This is a genomic window from Hungatella sp. (assembly GCF_046966825.1).
The window spans coordinates 70,267-91,038 of the sequence record NZ_JBKVCZ010000009.1 but is presented as its reverse complement, the minus strand read 5'-3'; the positions used below and the strand labels follow the sequence as shown (position 1 = coordinate 91,038).

Below are 20,772 nucleotides of genomic sequence, written 5' to 3'. Positions count from 1 at the left end.
GTCTCCGGATCCCCGAATCTCGCATTGTATTCCAGGACCTTCGGCCCCTTCTCCGTAAGCATCAGGCCGAAGAAAATGATTCCCTTAAACGGTCTTCCCTCGGCTTTCATCGCGTCCACAGTGGCCTGATACACGTATTTCCGGCAGAATTCATCCACCTCTTCCGTATAGAACGGGCTCGGGGAAAAGGTTCCCATGCCGCCCGTATTAAGCCCCTGGTCTCCATTCTTCGCCCGCTTGTGGTCCTGAGCCGAAGTCATGATCCTGATCGTATCTCCATCCACAAAAGACAGCACCGATACTTCGCGGCCGGTCATAAACTCCTCCACCACGATCCGGTCACCGGCGGAGCCAAACTGCTTATCCAGCATCAGCGTCTTGACGCCATCCTTCGCCTCTTCCCTTGTATTACAGATTAAAACACCTTTTCCGAGAGCGAGGCCATCCGCTTTCAATACGATGGGCATTTCGGCCGTTTCCAGATACAGAAGCGCCGCCTCCGGGGTATCAAAGGTCTCATAGCCTGCCGTCGGAATCTTATATTTCTTCATCAGATCCTTGGAAAATGCCTTAGAGCCTTCCAGAATTGCCGCATTCTTTCTCGGTCCAAATACGCGGAGTCCTTCCTTCTCAAATACATCCACGATGCCGCCCACCAGCGGATCATCCATACCAATCACAGTTAAGTCCACCTGGTGTTCCTTCGCAAATGCTGCCATTTTATCAAACTCCATGGCGCCGATCGGCACGCATTCTGCAAATTCAGCGATTCCCGCATTGCCCGGAGCACAGTAAATCTTATCCACCTTCGGACTCTTTGCCACCTTCCACGCGATCGCGTGCTCTCTTCCGCCGCTTCCTACAATCAGTACCTTCATCATCCGCCTCCTGATATTCTAATAAGTAAGTCTGCTTTTACAAATATCAATTGTTTGGTTGTCCGTCTGCAATCAGCTGGATAGCCTGCGGCAGAATAACCCATTCCGCCTCTTCCATCACACGCCGCTGCAGAATCTCCGGCGTATCCCCGTCCTTCACCTCTACAGCCTTCTGTAAAAGGATGGGGCCGCTGTCCACGCCTTCGTCCACGTAATGTACCGTTGCTCCGGTAACCTTTACGCCCCGCTTTAACGCCGCCTCGTGAACCTTTAAGCCGTAATAGCCCACGCCGCAGAAAGAGGGGATCAGAGATGGATGAATGTTAATGATACGGTTCTTATATTTCCTGGTCATAGCCTCCGGAATCGTTACGAGGAAACCGGCCAGCACGATCAGGTCCAGCTTGTACTCATCTACCTTTGCCAGAAATGCCTCATTAAACGCCTCTCTGGTTTCAAACTCCTTCGGAGAAATGGCAACAGCCCTGATTCCATGATTCCTCGCCCGTTCCAGCGCATACGCGTTGCGATTGTTGCTGATTACCACTTCCACGCTTACATTGGTGAGATGGCCGTCGTCCATCCTGTCTAAGATGGCCTGAAGATTCGTTCCGCCGCCGGATACGAGAATGCCGACTCTCAGCATAAGGTCACTCCCTTTTCTCCTGCCTCCGTATAACCGATTACATACGGAATCTCGCCAGCCTCACGGATGGCCTTCATGGCTGTATCAACTTTAGAAGGATCGACCACCAGAACCATGCCGATACCCATGTTATAGGTATTGTACATCATCTCCTCTTCAATACTGCCCTTCTCAGCCAGAAGCTTAAAGATCGCAGGTACCTCATAGCTGTCCTTTTTAATAACTGCTCTGACACCGTCCGGAAGCATACGCGGAATGTTCTCATAGAAGCCGCCGCCCGTCACGTGGCTGCATGCCTTGATCGTAACGCCGCTGTCCTTCACGCTCTTTAAGGCTTTCACATAAATCTTGGTCGGAGCGATCAGTGTCTCACCTAAAGTTCCGCCCAGTTCATCGTAATACGTATCAAGGCTCTCCTTTGTCATCTCAAATACCTTACGTACAAGAGAGAAGCCATTGCTGTGCACACCGGAAGAAGCCATGCCGATTAACACATCGCCGGCTTTTAAGTCTTTCCCTGTGATCAGGTTCTTTTCATCGACAACACCGACCGCGAAACCGGCCAGATCATACTCATCCTCCGGATAGAAGCCCGGCATCTCGGCCGTCTCACCGCCGATTAAGGCCGCGCCGGCCTGTTTGCAGCCGTCCGCTACGCCGCCGACGATCTCAGCAATCTTTTCCGGAAAATTCTTTCCACAGGCAATGTAATCCAGAAAGAATAAAGGTTCTCCGCCTGCGCAGGCAATATCGTTGACACACATGGCAACACAGTCAATGCCCACGGTATTGTGCTTATCCATAAGAAATGCAAGCTTCAGCTTCGTACCTACGCCATCAGTGCCGGAAACCAGAGTCGGTTTCTCCATATCCTTAAATGCGCTCATGGAAAATGCTCCCGAAAAGCCGCCGATTCCGCCTAACACCTCCGGTCTCATGGTTCCCTTCACGTGTTCCTTCATCAACTCTACTGACTTATATCCAGCCTCAATATCCACACCGGCATTCTTGTAATCCATCTCTCTTCCTCCTCGCTATGAGCACTTGGCGCCTGTATTTCAGGCGCTTACGTGCGATGCATGTCATCTCCACTTAGTGACTCTGTCTTATTTCTTCATCTGCGCAAGATATTCCTTATATCCGATCTGCTCCAGCTTGTCCGCTTTCTTCACCACATCGTTCTTTAAATTCTCAGAATACTCCTTTAATCTGCCGAGCAGGGCTTCGTCAGACGTAGAAAGAATCTTAGCCGCAAGAATTCCCGCGTTTGTTCCTCCGTTAATCGCAACTGTGGCAACCGGAATACCGGATGGCATCTGTACGATGGAATAGAGGGAATCCACACCGCCGAGATCGGAAGTCTTCATCGGAATTCCGATAACCGGCATCGGGAAAAGTGCTGCGCACATGCCCGGAAGATGAGCCGCCTTGCCGGCTCCCGCGATGATCACCTTCACTCCTCTTGCCTCTGCTGTCTTCGCGTAATCAAAGAATATATCAGGCTCTCTGTGAGCCGAAATAACCGTAATTTCAAAATCAACACCCAGTTTCTCAAGAACGTCCGCGGCCTGCGCCATAACAGGCATATCGGAATCACTGCCCATAACAATTGCTATCTTTGCCATAGTAAATCTCCTTTCATTATTAACGGTTATGTTTCTCATTAGTTATATTAATATATAAAGCTTATAAATCAGTCTTTACTTATAATTATAATACTAGCTTTTTATGTTCCCGTCAATAATTTTCTTGAAAATACTCGTATATAAAATAATGTAAAACTTCCTTTACAAAAATTGTAAAATACGCTTTACTTTTAATGTAAAGCGTGCTATACTCAAAATGTAAAGGGAACATTACTTTTAAAAGAAAAGGAAGTGTTGTGTAAGTGAAAACAAGAATACAGGAGTTGAGAAAGCAATCGCGAATCACGCAGGAAGAACTGGCGGATGCTCTGGGCGTAACGAGACAGACCATCATCTCCCTGGAAAACGGCAAGTATAATGCCTCTCTCCAGCTGGCCCACAAAATTGCAGTATATTTTCACATGAACATTGAAGAAATATTCTTATTTGAGGAGGAATAAACTATGTTGCTGAACAATTTATTTATTGATAATCCGATTAATTTTGAGAAGAGATGCAAGACCAGAATCATCGCCAGCTGCCTTCTTCTGGTGCTGGGCGCAGTCACGATCGCCCTCTCCTTCCTGGCAGGCGACCATATTCCTGTGCTGTACATGACAGCCGACCACTATGACTTCATCCCGGGCTTCTATATGGGAACCGGATTCGGACTGCTTTTCGCCGCCATCGCGACGATCATCAAAAATGTCCGTTATTTAAAGAAACCAGACTTAAAGAAAGAGCGGGAAATCTATGAAACGGACGAGAGGAACCGTATGCTGGGGCTGCGCAGCTGGGCTTACGCCGGTTACGCCATGCTGTTCATACTTTACATCGGAATCCTGGTCAGCGGTTTCATCAGTATCATTATACTTAAGACACTCCTGGTAATACTGGCTGTCTATGTACTGGTCCTGTTTATCTTTCGAATGATACTGCAGAAAACAATGTAAGGATTTATAACAGCCTGGTAAAAGGCAGCGGTATCTGATCAGGATCACGGATTAAATTAATAAACACAGAATGCGCCGTCGGGTCTGACCCTTCGGCATATTCTGTGTTTTTATTTAAGCTCTAAAATTTATAACGCAAATTTATCTCCCATTTTCTGCATTTCTTTGAGTCCAGGCCCCAGGCCCGGCAATTTGTTCCACGTTCAGTCCAGCGGAACATTCAGCTCCTCCACTCCCGGAAGTACGAATCTTCCGTCGGCGATAATTGAAATCCTGCTGCCGTCCGCCCGCACCGCGTCGATCGTATCCAGCTCCGAATAAGGAATCGTAATATCCGTATGGCAGCTGAAATACGCCTTCGATAAATCTTCCTTCCTCAGAATGGAGATCTCGTTGTCTCTGGCTATAATTTCCTTGCCGTTGGGATTATACACGGCGCTGTCCTCGGCCCAGCTGTAGCACGTATCGCCGACCGCGAAATGCGGTCCCATCTTTTCCACGATCAGAATCGGAAGCTTGTCAAGAATTCCGTATTTCCCGGCCATGGCGTACGCCGTCGTATTCGTTCCGATGGCGAACTCTCCCATGGGAAGCGTGTCGTGGTTCTTCAGAATCATCTGTTTTACCAGCGCCTTCCCCTCTTCCGGATTCTCAAAATTATCGCAGGCGTACTCTCTGATCATCCCGTCTTCAAACGTCATGGAGAGATTCTTAAACTGGAAATCCCCGATATACACCGTTCCGACAAACAGAGTCCCCTCCGTTTTGGACAGCTTCGGCGACGTGAACACCTCGCCCAGCGGAATGTTGACATCCGCCACGCAGTTCTCAAAATTCGTCTCCTTTTCCCTGTCTCCAAGTTCATGCAGGCTTACGCGCAGGTCAGTCCGGTTGTCTCCCTTTCCCTTCACCTCCACGTAATCCGCCTCATCCAGCGCATCGATGATCGTCTGCTGGATCGTCTTATACTTTTCATAATCCAGCGTATTGATCGCAATGGTCTCCTCGAATATCTTCTCGAAACGTTCTCTTGCCTGCTCGGGGCTTAAGTCGCCGCGGCTGTCGCGTCCGATCTCCGGAACCGGGAATGCGATGATTGTAAAGCTGGTCTCATCACCCGGCATATATTCGTTGGTAATCACAGCCGTCTCATTGGCTGCCCTGGCGCTCAGCTTTTCCTGTTTTGCGTCCAGGCGGTTTGTCTCCGGCTTATTGACCGGCTGGAAGCCCTCCTGTCCGAAGGTCTCGATCACAGCAGGACCCGCATAGGCCGCAGCTTCTTTCTTATACTGCTCATAGGCCACCCGCAAAACGGAAGCCTTCCTGTCGGTAAACGCCTTGTTTAAGTAGATAGCCTCGTCGTAGCGGTGATCGTACTCATACTGGCGGTTTGCCGGCGTACCGTAATAGCCCACCTTTTTGCCCGCCTTCTGATTTACAGACCACACCGCAGAGCGGCAAAGGATCGTATCCAGCCCCATCTCACGGAAGTTCTGAATCGCCGCCTTCACCATACGCTCAAAGCCCAGCTCATACCGGATCTGCACCGCACTCTTCTTTGACAGATCGCGCCCCATCACCTCGAAGCCCTTCCGGTACCCTTCCGTGTAGGTGTCTGCCATAAGCCGCACAGTCTCTTCCGGAAGTGAATTCATAAACTGCGCCACTAACAGCTCGGATTCGGATATATAATCGCCAAACCGGTATAAATACCGCAGGTCGCTTAAATCGCTGTCCAGGATGATGTCCTTCGCAAAAGTCAGCGTGGGATCCACGCCTTCCCGGATGCGGTATGCCACCGTATAGTCACAGTAATCACTGACAAACCAGTAGAGCACATCCTTAATACTGGCGGCGGAAGGGACCGTATCCTCAAACATATTATAAATCTCAATCAGTGTTTCATTTAAAATGGTGATATCCGTCAGCCTGTTTTCCGCAGCAAAGATAATATCGCCCCGGATTTCCTTATAAAGGTAGGAAAGCAGCTGTCCATACTCCTCTCCCAGAGCGGAAACAGCGTACTGCGGATTGCCATAGCTGGTCTCGTAATTCTCCGGAAGAATGTCCTCATAAAGCCTGTGGTTCCAGTCCTCTAACTCCTTAAGCGGCGCGTTTTCCGCCAGTCCGCCTGCCACCATTTCCCGATAATCGCCGATCATGCCGATAAAGGATGCCATCTTACGGAAATAGGAGCGGTACGGTTCTTCCACCGTCTCCTCGCTCTGGATGGCCTGGAGCCGTTCCATGGAAAGCTGATACCGTTCCATCACACTTTCATTTTCTTCTTTGAATCTGTCACAAACGTTCATTGTCATCCTCCAAATCCAATGATAATCAGAACTGCCCACACAATAACCAGAAGGCCGCTGACGGCCATCCCTATTTTGGACAGTATGTACTTCTTTTCCTTTTCAAAAAAAGAAAGCGCCCCATAAATCAGAGAGACTATGGCAATCAGGAAGCTGCAGAAGCACACCGCGGCCACATTAAGCTCCGCGTTCCCTGCCGTCATGACCGAGCTCGCCACACCGATGACCGCAAGAATCAAAGCGGCGACAGCAAGCCCAAGGGCCATGAAGCTTCTCCTTGCAAATGGTTTCCTAATGTAGGATACTTTTTTCTGCTGCTGCACGCCGCTTCCTCCTCACTCTTATCGTCTGTACAATTTTGTAGAACACAAAGCCGAGTAAACCGCCAAGGGTGTTGAGTATCATATCGTCCACGTCGAAGCTGCCGACTTTCCACACCAGCTGCACCGTCTCGATGCAGAGGCTGAACAGAAAGCTTAACAGCACGGTGTTATACCAGTGACGGCTTCTGCGGCTGATGACCGGAAGAAAAAATCCGAATGGCATAAATCCAACAACATTTCCCACAATATTCAGCAAAAACGACCGGATTCCTACCACGTGCCAGTACACAATAAAGCGTCTGATCTCCTTGAACGGCACCAGATTATAGGCGTACTCCTCCTGCAGATGGCTTCCCCGGCCAAAGTCCTCGGAGAAGAACAGGAAGTACGCCAAAAGAATCAGGTAAACGATAAAAATCACCCAACCCAGCTTTTGTCGTTTTGTTGTATTTTTTATCATAAATGCCCCATTAAAAAGTGATCTCGGATTTTCTCTTAAGCAGAACAGCGCCATTGATGATAGACATGATTCCAACGCTTAAGCCTGCTACTGTAATAATGATTCCGATTACAATGTTAAGCGCGCCCGCATTTCTCATGGTCTTATAAACTCTCTCCATATTCAGCTCTCCTTACTTTACGCCGTAGATTTCATAATAGGCGTCAATTGCCGCCTTTAAAGTATCATCAATAATAATCTTTCCGTTATATTCCTTATTATACAGATATTCGATTACTTCTGCCATCGTAACGATGGCTTTTGCGTTGAAACCATACTTGTCATGAATCTCGTCGAGAGCGCTCTTCTCTCCTTTTCCCTTCTCCATACGGTTTAAGGAAACCATCAGGCCAAGAATTGTCACATCACCCTGTGCCTTGATAATTGGAAATGTCTCTTCAATCGATTTGCCGGATGTGGTTACGTCCTCGATGATCACCACGCGGTCGCCGTCCTTAATCGGACTTCCCAGAAGAATCCCTGCGTCTCCGTGGTCCTTTGCTTCCTTCCGGTTCGAACAGTATCGGATCTCTTTCCCGTATAATTCATGGTAAGCGATGGTGGTCGCCACACTTAACGGAATTCCCTTGTACGCCGGTCCGAACAGCACATCGAAATCATCCCCGAAATTATCATGGATCGCTTTCGCATAATACTCACCCAGCTTCTTTAACTGCGCGCCCGTCACATAGGCGCCCGCATTCATAAAAAATGGAGACTTTCTTCCGCTTTTTAAGGTAAAATCTCCAAACTTCAGCACGTTGCTGTCTACCATAAACTCTATAAATTCCTGCTTATACTGCTCCATCTTATCGTCCTTCCTTTCGCCGGCCTCTTACCGTACGGCTCCGACTAAATCATTGATATCTTCTACGTTATATTTCTTCATATAGCTTTCGATTCCGCTCACAACCCCGGCTGTGGCATACGGATTATGGAAGTTGGCCGTTCCCACAGAAACTGCCGTGGCTCCCGCCAGGATAAATTCCAGCGCATCCTCCGCGTTCATAATGCCGCCCATGCCGATGATGGGGATCTTCACGGCATTTGCCGCCTGATACACCATGCGGACCGCCACCGGCTTCACGGCCGGACCGGATAATCCGCCCGTCTTATTCGCCACCGCGAAGGTTCTGCGGTTTATATCAATCTTCATGCCTGTCAGCGTATTGATCAAAGAGATCACATCAGCGCCGCCCGCCTCCGCCGCCTTCGCCATGACGGTGATATCCGTCACGTTGGGGCTCAGCTTCATGATGACCGGCTGCTTCGCATGCTTCTTCACCTCTCTGGTGATGGCCTCCACCGCTTTCGGATCCTGTCCGAAGGCAATGCCGCCCTCCTTTACATTGGGACACGAAATGTTGATCTCCAGCATATCCACCGGTTCATCCCCGAGCCGTTCCACCACTTCCACGTAGTCCTCCGTGGTTCTGCCGCAGACATTGACGATAATCTTCGTATCATACTGCTTTAAAAATGGAATATCGCGCTTTGCAAACACATCGATTCCCGGATTCTGCAGGCCGATGGCATTGATCATGCCGCCGTACGTCTCTGCGATCCTGGGAGTCGGATTGCCGGGCCACGGCACATTGGCCACGCCCTTGGTCACTACTGCGCCCAGACCGTTTAAATCCACCATCTCGCCGTATTCCGCTCCGGACCCGAAGGTACCGGAAGCCGTCATGACCGGATTTTTCAGCTCCACACCGGCTAAGTTTACCTTCATATTCATCAGAGTTCTACCTCCTCTGCCCGAAATACCGGCCCGTCTTTACAGATTCTCGCATTGTGAACCTGGGAGTGTTCGTCCACGTTCTTTGTCTTGCATACGCAGGCCAGACATGCGCCGATTCCGCAGGCCATCTTCTCCTCGAGAGACAGAAAGCAGGTGATGTTCTCCTCCGCGGCATAGGCCTTTAACGCGCGCAGCATCGGAGTCGGACCGCAGGCAAAGATTACGTCCGCCTTTAAACCGTGCTCTCTGATGGCGTCAATGACATTACCCTTTGTTCCGGCCCTTCCGTCCTCTGTCGCAAGAACCACTTCCCCGTATGGGGCGAATTCCTCATTTAAAAACAGGACATCACGATATCCTAAAATCACTTCTTTTTTGCAGTGTAACTGCTTCGCCAGCTCCAGCATGGGAGGAATCCCGATTCCGCCGCCGATTAAGAAGGCAGTCTTTCCCTCTGCTGCTTCCTCCAGCGGGAATCCGTTGCCGAGAGGACCCATGATATCGACCGTATCTCCCGCCTGGTAACGGGAGAACTCCTCCGTTCCCGCTCCGACGGTCCTGTATACGATCCGCAGCATACCTGTTTCTTTATTCGTCTCACAGATGCTGATCGGGCGCGGAAGCAGTTTTGCTCCGTCCTTTGTATACACAGAAATAAACTGTCCCGGCTTTGCCTGGGCAGCCATCTCCTCCTCCCGGATCCACATGCTGTATACATCTTCTGTCAGCCTTTCCTGACTATCCACAAAGGCTGTTACTTTTCTCTGCGCCATGATTCCTCCTACAGTACGCTGTTGATATCGGAAACCATGTCGATCACGGCCTGTCTGGACGCTTCACCGAAATGCTCCGCGCCAAACTTCGCGTATTTCTCCTGCTTATAGGCGGCGATGATGCCTCTGGAGGAGTTGACGATGGCGCCGAGTCCGTCTTCATTGAAACAGTACTTTAAGTCCTCGGCGGTGCCGCCCTGCGCACCGTATCCCGGTACCAGGAAGTAGGTATTCGGCATCAGTTTCCTTAAGATTCTGCTCATCTCCGGGTAGGTCGCACCCACTACGGCTCCGACATTGCTGTAAGTGCCATCCATACAGTCTGCTCCCCATTCCACTACCTTGTCTGCTACCAGCTCGTACAGCGGTCTGCCGCCGATCAGCTGATCCTGGAATTCACCGCTGGAAGGGTTGGAGGTCTTTACCAGCACAAAGAGGCCTCTGTCCTCCTCCCTGCAGACATCGACAAACGGTTTTACCCCGTCGGTGCCAATATATGGATTCACAGTCAGAAAATCGGTACCGAAACCGGTAAGCACGCTGCTCCCCACCTTCACATGGCCGATATGCGCCGTGGCATACGCCGCGGAGGTGGAACCGATATCCCCTCTCTTTGCATCGCCGATCACGAGAAGTCCCTTCTCCTGACAGTAGTCGACGGTTCTCTTGTATATTTTAAGTCCTTCGATCCCAAACTGCTCATACATGGCGATCTGCGGCTTTACAGATGGAATAATGTCATAGACATGGTCCACGATTTCTTTATTAAACTGCCAGATGGCCTCCGCTGCGCCTTCCAGTGTCTCACCAAACTCATCAAATGCCTTTCTTGTCACATGCTCCGGTATATAGCCAAGCATCGGATCCAGTCCAACACAGATGGGGGCCTTTGTTTTTTGAATCCTCTGAATCAACTGATTAATCATAGTCTCCTCCTTCGTTCCTCACATTTTCTCTATTCTTACCAATTCTATCATAAGTAAGGGGCTGTTTCAAGCGTCTTTCTCGCCGTACCACCGGTCTATATAAGGTAATAAAAGAAATCGCAAGAAAAATTAGCACTCACCTATTGACAGTGCTAACAATTTGTGTTATATTACACCTAGAACAAATCAAACAACAACACCGCATCAAAAGCGGTGCAGATAAATAAGGAGGAAGAACCTATGTTATTATCCAGAAGAAACAACTTATTCGATGAATTTTTCAACGATCCATTTTTTAACGACTCTGTTCAGACCAGAACAACGCTTATGAGAACCGATATTGAAGATGACGGAACCAATTACATCATCGACGTGGAACTTCCGGGATACAAAAAGGAGAATGTGCGTGCCGAGTTAAAGGATGGCTATCTGACCATCTTTGCCGAGGCGTCAGGCTCTTCCGAAGACAGCGAGAGCAGGAACTTCCTTCGCAAAGAGCGCTACAGCGGCTCCTGCAAGAGAAGCTTCTACGTTGGATCCCAGTTACGCCAGGAAGATATAAAGGCTGCTTTCGACAACGGCATCCTGAAGCTGACCGTTCCGAAGGAAGCTCCGAAGCAGATTGAAGAAAACCACTACATCACCATTGAATAACACATATCCCCGCAGCCCCCTTTAGAATAGAAAATGAGGACAGCCCCCCGGAGCGATCCGTCTGCCGTTTCATAACGGCAGCGATTTCCGAAGGGGCTGTCCCTTTTTTATCTTGATGTCCCGATTTTCTTCTATTATCCATTCTCTGTATCCATGCCTGAAACACAGTCCGGCATTATTCCAGCAGAAATGCAGTTGCCACGTAGGCGCCGCTCTTATAAGACTTCTTTACCATCTGCGCTTCCACTTCGATCTTTAAATTCAGCCACAGCTCTTCCGCCGCGATGGACAGATGAGACAACATGATTCCCATACTCAAATCCCTCATCGCCACCATGGTCTGGGACGGGAGAAATTCCTTACAGGAAAAAATATAGATTCTGTCATGGTAGACGATAAAACGCCAGGGCTGCGTATTCATGGCCGAAGGCGCCAGACGGACGGCTTTCAGGATATTCTTCACCGGCTCGCCGATCTCATCCTTAAACACGCAGAGTTCTTTTAACGGCAGACGCTTTGCCGTAGCCGGATCACGGTACAGCAGGGATTTGGGGTATCCAAACGCAACAGCTATGGCCGCCTTCATCCCGGCCGGTTCCGCTCCGGGGATGCGGGTGCTGCCAAGGTAACACGTTCCCAGGCCTTTTCCGGTCATATAGAGGAGGACCGGCTCCAGAACATATCCGGCATTCATCATATAGCCTTCCTTCTCTTCCGAATAAAACACCAGGTAATACGGCGCTTCCACCTTCCACAGGCCCTTGACGTGAAGGTCTTTCTCTATATTCTCCTTAATCTCCATCTTTATGGAAATCTCCGGGCAAAGCGTCGCCACGCAGCCTGCAAAGGCCAGAATATCCTTTAACAGCTGCTCCGGTACCGCTTCATATTTAAATTTTCGAATGGATCTTCTCTTGAAGATCATCTGATACAGATTCATCCCTGCTCCCCTCTTTTCTATCTAAAATATAATCGCTGCTACAGCGTCTTATATTCCTCCAGCAGTTCCTTAAATACGGCCAGAGCCTCCCTGATCGGCTGGGCTGTGGACATATCCACGCCGCAGAGCTTTAAAAGTTCGATCGGAGGCATGGAATTGCCGCCGCTTAAGAACTTGAAATAGCCTTCCAGGGCCTGCTCATCACCGGCCAGGATCCTGCTGCTGATCGCCATGGCCGCCGAGAAGCCCGTCGCATACTGATATACGTAAAATGGCGTATAGAAATGAGGGATTCTCGCCCACTCATAATCGATCTCGCTGTCGACCACCATCTCCGGTCCGAAGTATTTTACATTCAACTCATGGTACAGCCTGCAGAGCAGCTCCGCCGTGAGCGGTTCTCCCGCCTCGCTTCTCCTGTGGGTCTCGGCCTCAAACTCCGCAAACATGGTCTGACGGAACACCGTTCCCCGGAAACTCTCCATAAAATGGTTCAGAAGATACGCCCGCTCCTTCTTATCCTCCGTCACGGCCAGCAGATAACGGTTCAGCAGCGCCTCATTGCACGTGGACGCCACTTCCGCGACGAAAATCTTGTATCCCGCATCTACGTAAGGCAGCGCCTGATCGGAAAACCAGGAGTGCAGGGAATGCCCCATCTCATGGGCCAGGGTAAACACGCTGTCCAGAGTGCCGCTGTAATTGAGCAGCACATACGGGTGGGTTCCGTAGACGCCCCAGGAGTACGCGCCGCTGCGTTTGCCTTCATTCTCATAGACATCGATCCAGCGGTTGTCAAAGCCTTCCTGTAAAAGGGACAGATACTTCTCTCCCAGCGGAGCCAGGCCTTTTTTCACCATCTCCCTCGCCTCTTCATAGGGAATCCGGCTGTCGTCGCGGCTGACCATGGGCGTATACAAATCGTACATGTGGATCTCATCCAGCCCCAGCACGTTCTTTCTGACGGCGACGTAATCATGGAGCAGCGGTAAGCCTTCCTGAATCGCCGCCACCAGATTGTCGTAGACGCTCTCGGGCACCTCGTTCTCCGCCAGATAATAGGCGCGGCTGGAGGCGTAATTTCTGGTCTTCGCATAGAAGGAGGCCTGCTTTACGTTTGCCGCGAACGTCGCAGCCAGCGTATTGGCGAACTGGCCGTAGACGCTGTATATGGACTGAAATGCTTCTTTTCTCACACGGCGGTCCCGGTTCTCCATGAGCGGAATATACGTTCCGTGGGTGACGGGAATCTCCTTTCCCTCACTGTCTGTGATGGACGGAAATTTCACATCCGCGTTATTAAACATGTTAAAAATATCGGAAGGGCTCTGGGTCGCTTCCATGGACCTTGCCAGAAGCTCTTCCATTCCTGCGGAAAGCGTGTGCGCCTTCTTCTTCATGATGATTTCAAATGTCCGGGCATACCGGCGGAGCTCCTTCTCCGTGCGGATCAATCCGCTCAGCACAGACTCATCCATGGCCAGAATCTCCGGAACAATATAAGACGAAAGTCCTGCCGCCTTATAGGAGAGCGCCTGGGCTCTTGCCGAAAAATCCTGATACTTCGCCTTTGCCGTATCCTCATCGGATTTCTCTCTTCCGTATACAAACAGCCTCTCAATCTTCAGTGAAATGTCTTCATCGAATTTCAAACACTGAAACAGCACCTCGCCGGATTCGGCCAGATGTCCTTCAAACTCCTTATAACCGGCCAGTTCTCTCTCAGTCTCGAGAAACAGCGCTTCCCAAGCTTCATCGGACGGCAGAATGTCCGCCAGGTTCCAGGTATCACAAACCGGTATCTCATCTCTCTTTTTCAAAATAATCCCTCCACTATATCCACTGGTTTTATTCTATCACCCATATTTCAAAGAAACAATCAGCAATATGGAAAATATTTGATTGAAATCACATGGTTTCTTGTACTATACTGTATACACCAGTACTGCACAGTGCAGTGCTGATATTTCCTCCGGAAAAGAAAAGGGAGAATACCATGAAAATCATACGCACAAAGCAATTAGACCTCCATCAGCTGGAAGACTTGCACGCCCTCGAAACCGCATGCCGGTCGCACGATCAGACTTCACTCACCATTCCCACGGAAGACGGCTGTCTTTTCTTTCTATTATACGACGAAGAAACGCTCTTATCCGCATTTTCTGCAATTTTTAACGAATTTGAGACATGCAGCTGCAGCGCCTTCACGCTTCCGTCCTGCCGGAGACGCGGGCATTTTACCCGGCTGCTGGAAGAATTGCTGAAGGAGTCAGACGAATGCGATCTTCTCTTCCTGGCCGATGATTCCTGCGCCGACGCGAAGCATACGCTGGACGCCATCGGAGCGGAGCTATTAAACCGGGAACACATGATGGAGCTGCGCCTGCCTGCGCCGTCTCCCGGCCCGGACAGCCGGGCGGTCAAATTCTCCCCCGCGCTCAGCCCCCGGGATGAGGACACGCTCTATACCATCCGCGTAAATGATCAGCCTGCCGGCTCCTTCCACCTCATTTTTCAAAATGAAACCGTTTACTTCTATGGTTTCGAGATTCAGGAGCCCCTGCGGAATCAGGGAATCGGAACCCGTGCCGCCGCCGCGCTCATTGAGGAACTAAACCGGTCAGCCAGGCCGCAGCCGGAGGACCTCCCGGTCAGCCGCGTCCTGCTTCAGGTGTCCGGGGACAACGAACCGGCGCTTGCACTTTATCGGAAACTGGGCTTTGCATTTACAGAGACCCTGTCGTATTACGTGTATTAACGGATTGGACCAGCGATAAACGGGAGCCGGCGCAGGACAGAAGTCTGTTTCTGCACCGGCTCCCGCCAGCTTCTCTATACTTCCCGGATCATACAATACTGCTTCAAATCAAAATGCTTCTCCACCACCCCGAATACCTTAAATCCAAAGTGCTGGTAAAACGCCACATTTTTTTCATTGTGCGTCTCCAGTGAGATCATCTGCCTGTGGCGGTCCGCATAATCGATCGCCTCATTTAAAAGCAGGGCTGAGATCCCGTGGTGCTGCATCCTGGGCCTCACAGCCAGATAAATGATATGTAACCGCTCCTCCTGGTGGAGCTGGTCCGTCCATTTGGAATTTAAATAATCCCGTCCCATGGCAAAATTCCAGAACGTCTTCAGTGATGGGTCCTCCTTGATCAGATACCCGTCTGTCCGTAGCGTCGCGGCCGCCTCTGTCAGATAGTAATGCACCGGATTATAGGGCTCCGATTCGTCATCCACCACAATGATTCCATTAATTTCCGGGCTGTCCGCGTAGATTTCACACGTCTCAAAAAATTCCTCCATATCGCATTCAAACAGCTCCGGCATCAGCCGTTTCCTCGTGTCCTCATCAGGGATCAGCTTGCAGTACAGAGGGTCCCTGGCAAAGCATGCTGTCAGCAGCTCCTTAAGCTTCTCCACATCTTCTCTTTTCACTCGGTACAATCGGTCACTTTCCATGATTCGTTCTCTGTTATCTCCTTTAATTTCTGTATCATTTTTTCTATTGCGTGGTTCATGTATTCAATATCATCCAAATAGCAGGCAAGCTGGTTCTCCTCCACCCGCTTAAGGATCAGAAGCTCTTCCGTGAAATCCTCGTCCTCTTCCTCCAGCTTGCCCTTTAGAAGCTGCACCAGATGAAACAGATTTTCGTGGTGGACGATCCGGCCGGCTCCCCACTGCAGACGCCCCGCCTCCTGATTCATCACGTAATCCGTAAAATGGCGGAACACCTCCTCGTCAAACTGAAATGCATACCGGTTATTGTCGATCCCGTAGATGGCCTCCAGTGCACACCGCCCATGGCCGTTTTCCAGGCATTCGACAGCGGTCCGCACCAGCTTTAAATTTCTCCGCACTGCTTCCTGCGGAAAACAGACCTCGTCGTGCCAGTCCAGCCTCACAAAGCTGTCCTGCTCCATTTTGAAGAGCTGCATCAGGACGGCTTCCAGCTCACGGTACTGTTCCCGGTATTTCCAGGGCTGCTCCTGATTCCGGCACTTCTCATTAATCCGGCGCACCTGCTCATAAACCGCTTTTCCCAGCCGGGCCGCCTCTTCTGTCAGCTCCTTCAGCCGTTCTCCGCCGGCTCCGGTCTTCTCCGAATAGTCGAGATCCAGGCTGTCCTTAAGCGCCAGAAACAGCCTCTCAAAATTAAGGGGCGCTACCGCCGTCCGGTCGAATGCCATGACCAGACATCCATACAGCTCATGATGAAACCGGTATACCGCCTCGTCGTAATAGTCGTCATTGTCAAACTGCGTATGGTAGTGGGTCTCCATGAACTGGCCCGACGTGAAATCGTTGACCATAGATGGAATGCCCGAGATCGCCATGGAGAAATCGTCCGACATGGTCTCGACGGGACAGAGCACAGCCACGCCTTCCGGATACACGTCCTTTCCCACACCGGTGCCCCCGAGCAGGGACTCCAGAAAATCCGCATACTCGTACACCGTGCGTATGGCGTCCTTTTTTCCGTGTGCGTGAGCCGGCAGTTCAAAATTAAAATCCGCCGCCACCTTCCCCCGCCATTCCGGATGGACGACGGAAACCTGCTGCCACGCACCGGTTGACCAGTCGTATTTCGAATCCGCCATCCCCCACTCCTCAGCCGCCATGGCGCAGAAGACAATGGTTTTTTCCGGGCGGTACCCGCTCTGTATGAGAGCCCTGCCGATTCCCAGCATCAGAGCCACCGCCGCGTTGTCATCCTGAAAACCCGAAAAGTAGGAGTCGTAATGGGCCGACAGCAGAATCATGGATTCCCGGTCCCGTCCCGGTATCTCCCCCACAATATTGTAGGAGACCACCCCCGTCTTTACCGTCGAATCCGCGCAGAACCAGACCTTCTTTTCGCCTGTACCGGCCATGCTTTCCTTCAGTGCGCGCGCATCCGCCCGTGACATGGAAAATGCAGGCGCATCGGCCGGGCCTCCAATATCCTGGGCATTTAAGGCGGTATCATCCACCTCCCCGTAGCCGCCGCCCTGAACGGCGATTAAGGCTGCCGCGCCCCGGATATGGGCCTCATACACGGGAAAATTAATCCACCACTCCTCCCTCTGGTTGATCTCTGCCAAAACCAGCTTGCCGGAGACATCGGCGCCCTCGTAATCCGCCGCCGTCCCCTTACCGCCGCAGACGATGGTGAACTCCTCGAATCCATCGGTGTGAAAATCCGTCTGATACGCCCCCAGCTGACACTCCTTCAGCTGACCGGAGGCGTCGTAAAATCTGAGGATGGCCTGTTTAAACTCCCAGGAATCCAGTGGTTTCAGCTCTTCGCGTTCGCCCGATGGCCTCCTTCCCGCCGGATCATCTCCCCGGTCTCCCATTCCGCCCTGGAACCGGCCGTCCGGTATCCCAGCGCCTCGTTGCACTTATACTGCTCCATCCGCTTTGCCAGATGGAAGGAGTAATCCACATCAACGGCCCTTACGTATGCCTCTTCTTCCTTCAATTCGCATTCGCCCTCTTCTTTATGCAAAAAGCCGGCTCAGAAAGTATTATTTTCTTAAGCCGGCTTCTCATTTCAATATTATTCTTCCCAGTTGTGATAGGTGGCCTGAACGTCGTCATCCTCGTCCAGAAGATCGAGAGTACGGTTCATCTTTTTGATCGCGTCCTCATCGGTCAGTTCTACCCAGGTCTGCGGGATCATGGTTACGTCGGCCTCTGCCATCGGAATTCCGGCCGCTTCCAGCGCTTCACGCACCGCGCTGAAATCTTCCGGCGCCGTGATCACCTCGTAGCTGTCTTCCTCCTCGGAGAAATCCTCGGCTCCCGCATCCAGAGCCATCATCATCAATTCATCCGGGTCCATCTCACACTCTTCCTTATCAATGATGATCTGGCCCTTTTTATCGAACATATAAGATACACAGCCTGGCGTTCCTACATTTCCGCCGCCCTTTGTAAAGGCGCTTCTCACATTGGCTGCCGTCCTGTTTTTGTTGTCGGTTAAGGTGTCAACAATGATCGCTACCCCGTTCGGACCATATCCTTCATATGTAATGGTCTCATAATTCACAGCATTAGCGTCGCCGGCCGCCTTCTTGATTCCACGGTCAATCGTATCGTTCGGCATATTGTTGGCTTTGGCTTTTGCAATGACATCGCGCAGCTTGCTGTTATTCGCAGGGTCCGGTCCGCCTTCTTTCACTGCCACTGCAATTTCTCTTCCGATTACAGTGAAAACTTTGCCTTTTGCAGCATCATTTCTCTCTTTTTTGTGTTTGATATTTGCGAACTTTGAATGTCCTGACATTGTTATAACACTCCTTTTCCTTTATCTTCTTCGTCCTGAAAATATTCTAAAAATCAGCATCTTTTCCATTTTAACACCATTCTGTTAATCTGGCAAGGAATTTTCGCTCTCCACCGGGCTTTCCCCGCCATTTTCCGGCCCTGACGGGGTATCCGGCGGAGGCGCAAGCCTCTGTACGCGGATGGTATGAATCATCTTGTTCTCCACCTGGAGAATCTTGAATCCGTATCCCTCGTATTCCACCTCTGTCTGCTCGCCTTCCTGCGGAATGCGGTCCAGCCTCGAGATGAGGAACCCGTTGATGGTGTCATAGGAGTCGTAATCGTCCTCCTCAAATTCGATATCCAGGGTCTTGGCCACCTCGTCTAACGGTGTCATGCCGCTGACAATATAGGAGCCGTCCTCCGACTCGGCAATAAATTCTTCATCCACGTCGTATTCATCCATGATGCTGCCGACGATCTCTTCCAGAATGTCCTCCATGGTGACGATACCGGCCGTCTGCCCGTATTCATCGACCACGATAACCATGTGAATCTTCTGGGACTGCATCTCCTTAAAGAGAGAATCGATGTTTCTCGTCTCCGGAATGAAATGGGCCTCCCGCAGAAGTCCCTCGATCTCACAGATCGGAACCGACGCATTACCGCCGTTCTCCGCGGCAATGAGCGCATCTTTCATATGGAGGATGCCGGTGATGTCGTCAATATCCTTTTCGTAAACCGGGTACCTGGAATTATAGCCTTCCTTCAGGATGAAATTCACCGCCTCCTTTAAGGTCATGGAGCCGTCCAGGGCAACCAGATTCTTCCGGTGCGTCATGATGTCGCCGGCGTCCTTGTCGTCCAGTTCGAAAATATTGGTGATCATCTCCGCCTCTCTGGCCTCTAAGACGCCCTGCTCGTGGCCTTCATTGACCATGGACATGATGTCCTCTTCTGTCACATTTTCATTGTCCGACATCATATCGATCCCGATCAGCTTCAAAAACAGAAATGCCACAGCGTTGATGAGCCAGGTAAACGGCATTAGGGGAACCATGAAAAAGGTGACGACCGGAAGCATGTTATAGCCCCATTTCTCCGGGTTCTGGGCCGCACAGTGTTTCGGAATCACGATGCCGAAGCTGATAAGCAGCACGATCAGGAGAATGCCTACGATCAGAAGGCTTAAGATGGAAAGCCAGGGAGCGGACATGCTGGCCCGGCGGTCCAGAATAAGGGTCAGGCGGCCGCCCAGCTGCTCTAAAATAAAGGCACCGGTGATTATGCCTATGATATTGGTCGAAACCTGTATCGTGTTTACAAACCGGGTAGGCCTGTTAACGATATGTAGCAGCTTTCTTGCCTTGTCACTGCCTTCTTCCATCTGATGCTCTAAGTCATTCGTGTTGACGTTTTGAATTGCTGCGCCAAATCCGTAAAATATGGCGTCTAACAGAATGAATAGTAAAAATATTGCCACGCTGGGAAGCGGGTTGCCATCGTCCATTGTCTTGTTTTACTCCTTTAATTGATTGTCATTGGTTGTTATTTTTGGGGAACCGGTACAGCTTTGCACTAGTGCCTCCCGGCGTAAATACGCCTTGTATAGTGCCTGATATCTGCGTCAGGTGTGCGTCTGCGAAGCGACGGCGTAGTAGGGCCTACGGCTAGCTGGAGCCTACGGCTAGCTTCGCAGGCGTGCAACTGGCGTAGAGAGCAGGTGCTGTGCATGGCGTATTTACGCCGGGAGGCGCCAGGTGTTGGGTATTCTTTTCCCCTGCTCACAGCTATGAAAGATGATACCCTCCTCCCTCTCATTTGTCAAGTATTTACGCTTCCTTTACAGGTTTATCCCATCTCTTTCGTATTCCTGAACTATGTATCCAGTTCCAAACTGATTTTTAACGCATAGTCCACTTTCTCCTGAAGTTCCTCATCGATGTGACAAATCTTCTCTTTCAGTCTTTGCTTGTCTATGGTCCTTAATTGCTCTAACAGGATTACGGAATCTTTTATCATATCGCATCTTCTGGTATCGAGTTCGACATGGGTGGGAAGCTTTGCCTTGTTCATCCGGGACGTGATTGCTGCGCAGATGACGGTGGGGCTGTGCTTGTTTCCGATGTCGTTCTGTATGATGAGGACCGGCCGGATTCCTCCCTGCTCGGAGCCTACTACCGGTCTTAAGTCTGCATAAAAAATGTCTCCACGTCTGATTATCACTTTCTCACACTCCGTCAA

Annotated in this window: 24 protein-coding genes; 4 read left to right on the top strand and 20 right to left on the bottom strand. The window is 50.7% G+C overall.

Annotated features, from left to right (window positions below; all coding sequences use genetic code 11):
* The 4 genes from purD to purE form a co-directional block, all read right to left on the bottom strand.
* Window positions 1-878, bottom strand: an 878-nt coding sequence (gene purD, locus ACLTD4_RS04915) for a phosphoribosylamine--glycine ligase (protein WP_412331181.1), incomplete at its 3' end; no start/stop codon positions are given.
* 46 nt (window positions 879-924) lie between these two features.
* A complete protein-coding gene (purN, locus tag ACLTD4_RS04910) occupies window positions 925-1,524 on the bottom strand; it encodes a phosphoribosylglycinamide formyltransferase (RefSeq protein ID WP_117622320.1) in 600 nt (199 codons plus the stop codon).
* Complete coding sequence (purM, locus tag ACLTD4_RS04905) at window positions 1,518-2,543, bottom strand: phosphoribosylformylglycinamidine cyclo-ligase (protein ID WP_117622321.1); 1,026 nt, start codon at window positions 2,541-2,543, stop codon at window positions 1,518-1,520. Before purM ends, purN begins: the two co-directional genes overlap by 7 nt.
* A gap of 87 nt (window positions 2,544-2,630) precedes the next feature.
* The gene (purE, locus tag ACLTD4_RS04900) at window positions 2,631-3,149 is read right to left on the bottom strand and encodes a 5-(carboxyamino)imidazole ribonucleotide mutase (protein WP_117622322.1); all 519 of its coding nucleotides are present in this window, start codon (window positions 3,147-3,149) and stop codon (window positions 2,631-2,633) included.
* Between the two features lie 263 nt (window positions 3,150-3,412).
* Here purE and ACLTD4_RS04895 point away from each other — a divergent pair, with 263 nt between their 5' ends.
* Window positions 3,413-3,610: a helix-turn-helix transcriptional regulator gene (locus tag ACLTD4_RS04895; RefSeq protein ID WP_002600271.1), complete on the top strand. Its 198-nt coding sequence runs from the start codon at window positions 3,413-3,415 to the stop codon at window positions 3,608-3,610.
* A gap of 3 nt (window positions 3,611-3,613) precedes the next feature.
* Window positions 3,614-4,102 (top strand): hypothetical protein, encoded by a 489-nt coding sequence (locus ACLTD4_RS04890; protein ID WP_002600272.1) that lies wholly within the window; start codon window positions 3,614-3,616, stop codon window positions 4,100-4,102.
* Between the two features lie 203 nt (window positions 4,103-4,305).
* On the opposite strand, the gene ACLTD4_RS04885 is transcribed toward ACLTD4_RS04890, so the two are convergent.
* Genes ACLTD4_RS04885 through pyrF form a run of 8 tightly spaced genes read right to left on the bottom strand, consistent with a single transcriptional unit; the run spans window position 4,306 to window position 10,676 of the window.
* Window positions 4,306-6,414, bottom strand: a complete 2,109-nt coding sequence (locus ACLTD4_RS04885; RefSeq protein WP_117622323.1) for an aminopeptidase — start codon at window positions 6,412-6,414, stop codon at window positions 4,306-4,308.
* A 2-nt stretch (window positions 6,415-6,416) separates the two neighbouring features.
* Window positions 6,417-6,737, bottom strand: coding sequence for a DUF6142 family protein (locus tag ACLTD4_RS04880; protein WP_242352911.1), 321 nt, complete (start codon window positions 6,735-6,737; stop codon window positions 6,417-6,419).
* Window positions 6,706-7,197: a VanZ family protein gene (locus ACLTD4_RS04875; protein ID WP_117622324.1), complete on the bottom strand. Its 492-nt coding sequence runs from the start codon at window positions 7,195-7,197 to the stop codon at window positions 6,706-6,708. The genes ACLTD4_RS04880 and ACLTD4_RS04875 overlap by 32 nt, the downstream gene beginning before the upstream one ends.
* Before the next feature lie 10 nt (window positions 7,198-7,207).
* Window positions 7,208-7,357, bottom strand: coding sequence for a hypothetical protein (locus ACLTD4_RS04870; protein WP_002600276.1), 150 nt, complete (start codon window positions 7,355-7,357; stop codon window positions 7,208-7,210).
* 12 nt (window positions 7,358-7,369) lie between these two features.
* On the bottom strand, window positions 7,370-8,044 hold the full coding sequence (gene pyrE / locus ACLTD4_RS04865; RefSeq protein WP_055655295.1) for an orotate phosphoribosyltransferase: 675 nt from the start codon (window positions 8,042-8,044) through the stop codon (window positions 7,370-7,372).
* Window positions 8,045-8,071: 27 nt separating this feature from the next.
* A complete protein-coding gene (locus ACLTD4_RS04860) occupies window positions 8,072-8,974 on the bottom strand; it encodes a dihydroorotate dehydrogenase (protein ID WP_055655297.1) in 903 nt (300 codons plus the stop codon).
* Window positions 8,974-9,750, bottom strand: a complete 777-nt coding sequence (locus tag ACLTD4_RS04855; RefSeq protein ID WP_117622325.1) for a dihydroorotate dehydrogenase electron transfer subunit — start codon at window positions 9,748-9,750, stop codon at window positions 8,974-8,976. The genes ACLTD4_RS04860 and ACLTD4_RS04855 overlap by 1 nt, the downstream gene beginning before the upstream one ends.
* An 8-nt stretch (window positions 9,751-9,758) precedes the next feature.
* On the bottom strand, window positions 9,759-10,676 hold the full coding sequence (pyrF, locus tag ACLTD4_RS04850; protein ID WP_412331180.1) for an orotidine-5'-phosphate decarboxylase: 918 nt from the start codon (window positions 10,674-10,676) through the stop codon (window positions 9,759-9,761).
* Between the two features lie 240 nt (window positions 10,677-10,916).
* Here pyrF and ACLTD4_RS04845 point away from each other — a divergent pair, with 240 nt between their 5' ends.
* The gene (locus ACLTD4_RS04845) at window positions 10,917-11,330 is read left to right on the top strand and encodes an Hsp20/alpha crystallin family protein (RefSeq protein ID WP_055655303.1); all 414 of its coding nucleotides are present in this window, start codon (window positions 10,917-10,919) and stop codon (window positions 11,328-11,330) included.
* 175 nt (window positions 11,331-11,505) lie between these two features.
* On the opposite strand, the gene ACLTD4_RS04840 is transcribed toward ACLTD4_RS04845, so the two are convergent.
* Together ACLTD4_RS04840 and pepF are read right to left on the bottom strand one after the other, a co-directional pair.
* Complete coding sequence (locus tag ACLTD4_RS04840) at window positions 11,506-12,270, bottom strand: nitroreductase family protein (protein ID WP_055655305.1); 765 nt, start codon at window positions 12,268-12,270, stop codon at window positions 11,506-11,508.
* 38 nt (window positions 12,271-12,308) lie between these two features.
* Window positions 12,309-14,090, bottom strand: a complete 1,782-nt coding sequence (gene pepF / locus ACLTD4_RS04835) for an oligoendopeptidase F (RefSeq protein ID WP_117622326.1) — start codon at window positions 14,088-14,090, stop codon at window positions 12,309-12,311.
* A 176-nt stretch (window positions 14,091-14,266) separates the two neighbouring features.
* Here pepF and ACLTD4_RS04830 point away from each other — a divergent pair, with 176 nt between their 5' ends.
* Window positions 14,267-15,028, top strand: coding sequence for a GNAT family N-acetyltransferase (locus ACLTD4_RS04830; protein ID WP_412331179.1), 762 nt, complete (start codon window positions 14,267-14,269; stop codon window positions 15,026-15,028).
* A gap of 74 nt (window positions 15,029-15,102) precedes the next feature.
* On the opposite strand, the gene ACLTD4_RS04825 is transcribed toward ACLTD4_RS04830, so the two are convergent.
* The 6 genes from ACLTD4_RS04825 to ACLTD4_RS04800 form a co-directional block, all read right to left on the bottom strand.
* A complete protein-coding gene (locus ACLTD4_RS04825) occupies window positions 15,103-15,735 on the bottom strand; it encodes a GNAT family N-acetyltransferase (protein WP_002600285.1) in 633 nt (210 codons plus the stop codon).
* Window positions 15,708-17,615, bottom strand: a complete 1,908-nt coding sequence (locus ACLTD4_RS04820) for a M28 family peptidase (RefSeq protein WP_412331178.1) — start codon at window positions 17,613-17,615, stop codon at window positions 15,708-15,710. The genes ACLTD4_RS04825 and ACLTD4_RS04820 overlap by 28 nt, the downstream gene beginning before the upstream one ends.
* Window positions 17,555-17,767, bottom strand: a complete 213-nt coding sequence (locus tag ACLTD4_RS04815; protein WP_412331177.1) for a hypothetical protein — start codon at window positions 17,765-17,767, stop codon at window positions 17,555-17,557. Before ACLTD4_RS04815 ends, ACLTD4_RS04820 begins: the two co-directional genes overlap by 61 nt.
* A gap of 51 nt (window positions 17,768-17,818) precedes the next feature.
* Entirely contained in the window at window positions 17,819-18,547 is a 729-nt protein-coding gene (locus ACLTD4_RS04810; protein WP_029466057.1) for a YebC/PmpR family DNA-binding transcriptional regulator, read from the bottom strand.
* An 84-nt stretch (window positions 18,548-18,631) separates the two neighbouring features.
* The gene (locus ACLTD4_RS04805; protein ID WP_412331176.1) at window positions 18,632-20,038 is read right to left on the bottom strand and encodes a hemolysin family protein; all 1,407 of its coding nucleotides are present in this window, start codon (window positions 20,036-20,038) and stop codon (window positions 18,632-18,634) included.
* A gap of 368 nt (window positions 20,039-20,406) precedes the next feature.
* Window positions 20,407-20,754, bottom strand: coding sequence for a type II toxin-antitoxin system PemK/MazF family toxin (locus tag ACLTD4_RS04800; RefSeq protein ID WP_002600289.1), 348 nt, complete (start codon window positions 20,752-20,754; stop codon window positions 20,407-20,409).
* Window positions 20,755-20,772: the final 18 nt, after the last annotated feature.

What these genes read in the sequence shown, in the direction of transcription:
- purN (WP_117622320.1), bottom strand. Translation starts at nt 1,524, where the DNA reads ATGCTGAGAGTCGGCATTCTCGTATCCGGCGGCGGAACGAATCTTCAG.
- purM (WP_117622321.1), bottom strand. Translation starts at nt 2,543, where the DNA reads ATGGATTACAAGAATGCCGGTGTGGATATTGAGGCTGGATATAAGTCA.
- purE (WP_117622322.1), bottom strand. Translation starts at nt 3,149, where the DNA reads ATGGCAAAGATAGCAATTGTTATGGGCAGTGATTCCGATATGCCTGTT.
- ACLTD4_RS04890 (WP_002600272.1), top strand. Translation starts at nt 3,614, where the DNA reads ATGTTGCTGAACAATTTATTTATTGATAATCCGATTAATTTTGAGAAG.
- ACLTD4_RS04885 (WP_117622323.1), bottom strand. Translation starts at nt 6,414, where the DNA reads ATGAACGTTTGTGACAGATTCAAAGAAGAAAATGAAAGTGTGATGGAA.
- ACLTD4_RS04875 (WP_117622324.1), bottom strand. Translation starts at nt 7,197, where the DNA reads ATGATAAAAAATACAACAAAACGACAAAAGCTGGGTTGGGTGATTTTT.
- ACLTD4_RS04870 (WP_002600276.1), bottom strand. Translation starts at nt 7,357, where the DNA reads ATGGAGAGAGTTTATAAGACCATGAGAAATGCGGGCGCGCTTAACATT.
- pyrE (WP_055655295.1), bottom strand. Translation starts at nt 8,044, where the DNA reads ATGGAGCAGTATAAGCAGGAATTTATAGAGTTTATGGTAGACAGCAAC.
- ACLTD4_RS04860 (WP_055655297.1), bottom strand. Translation starts at nt 8,974, where the DNA reads ATGAATATGAAGGTAAACTTAGCCGGTGTGGAGCTGAAAAATCCGGTC.
- ACLTD4_RS04855 (WP_117622325.1), bottom strand. Translation starts at nt 9,750, where the DNA reads ATGGCGCAGAGAAAAGTAACAGCCTTTGTGGATAGTCAGGAAAGGCTG.
- pyrF (WP_412331180.1), bottom strand. Translation starts at nt 10,676, where the DNA reads ATGATTAATCAGTTGATTCAGAGGATTCAAAAAACAAAGGCCCCCATC.
- ACLTD4_RS04845 (WP_055655303.1), top strand. Translation starts at nt 10,917, where the DNA reads ATGTTATTATCCAGAAGAAACAACTTATTCGATGAATTTTTCAACGAT.
- ACLTD4_RS04840 (WP_055655305.1), bottom strand. Translation starts at nt 12,270, where the DNA reads ATGAATCTGTATCAGATGATCTTCAAGAGAAGATCCATTCGAAAATTT.
- ACLTD4_RS04830 (WP_412331179.1), top strand. Translation starts at nt 14,267, where the DNA reads ATGAAAATCATACGCACAAAGCAATTAGACCTCCATCAGCTGGAAGAC.
- ACLTD4_RS04825 (WP_002600285.1), bottom strand. Translation starts at nt 15,735, where the DNA reads ATGGAAAGTGACCGATTGTACCGAGTGAAAAGAGAAGATGTGGAGAAG.
- ACLTD4_RS04820 (WP_412331178.1), bottom strand. Translation starts at nt 17,615, where the DNA reads ATGGGAGACCGGGGAGATGATCCGGCGGGAAGGAGGCCATCGGGCGAA.
- ACLTD4_RS04810 (WP_029466057.1), bottom strand. Translation starts at nt 18,547, where the DNA reads ATGTCAGGACATTCAAAGTTCGCAAATATCAAACACAAAAAAGAGAGA.
- ACLTD4_RS04805 (WP_412331176.1), bottom strand. Translation starts at nt 20,038, where the DNA reads ATGGACGATGGCAACCCGCTTCCCAGCGTGGCAATATTTTTACTATTC.